This is a genomic window from Mesorhizobium sp. Cs1299R1N1 (assembly GCF_037179655.1).
In the GTDB taxonomy this organism is placed as follows: domain Bacteria; phylum Pseudomonadota; class Alphaproteobacteria; order Rhizobiales; family Rhizobiaceae; genus Mesorhizobium; species Mesorhizobium salmacidum.
Map to the genome: position 1 here is coordinate 1 of NZ_JAPYKR010000115.1, position 525 is coordinate 525.

2 protein-coding genes are annotated in these 525 nt (G+C 62.9%); both read left to right on the top strand.

Annotated elements, in window-relative coordinates:
• Window positions 1–215: histidinol dehydrogenase (locus O7A70_RS33960; protein WP_337144226.1), on the top strand; the 215-nt coding region annotated here is incomplete at its 5' end.
• A 6-nt stretch (window positions 216–221) separates the two neighbouring features.
• On the top strand, window positions 222–525 hold a 304-nt coding region (locus O7A70_RS33965; RefSeq protein WP_337144227.1), incomplete at its 3' end, for a UPF0262 family protein.

Consider the following 525-nt stretch of genomic DNA (forward strand, 5'->3'; position numbering starts at 1 on the left):
GCGACTATGTCGGCGGCTCCAACCATGTTCTGCCCACCGCGCGCTCGGCACGCTTCTCATCCGGCCTGTCGGTGCTTGATTTCGTCAAGCGCACCTCGGTGCTGAAGCTCGGCCCCGAACAGTTGCGGCAACTGGCGCCGGCAGCCATTACGCTGGCCAAGGCGGAAGGGCTCGACGCGCATGGCCGCTCCGTTTCCATCCGGTTGAACATGTAGGCGAGCATGTCGGGAGCCGAGGCAACCAATGCGAGGCTGATCGACGTCGAACTCGACGAAACGATCGGCCGCTCGACCCCCGACGTCGAACATGAACGCGCCGTGGCGATCTTCGACCTGATCGAAGAAAACAGTTTCCGCCCGGTCAACGACGATGGCGGCGGCCCGTACAAGCTCAAGCTGTCGCTTGCCGAATCGCGGCTGATCTTCGCCATCAGCCGCCAGGACGGTTCGGATGTCGTCGCCCATATCCTGTCGCTGACGCCGTTCCGGCGCATCGTCAAGGACTACTACCTGATCTGCGAAAGCT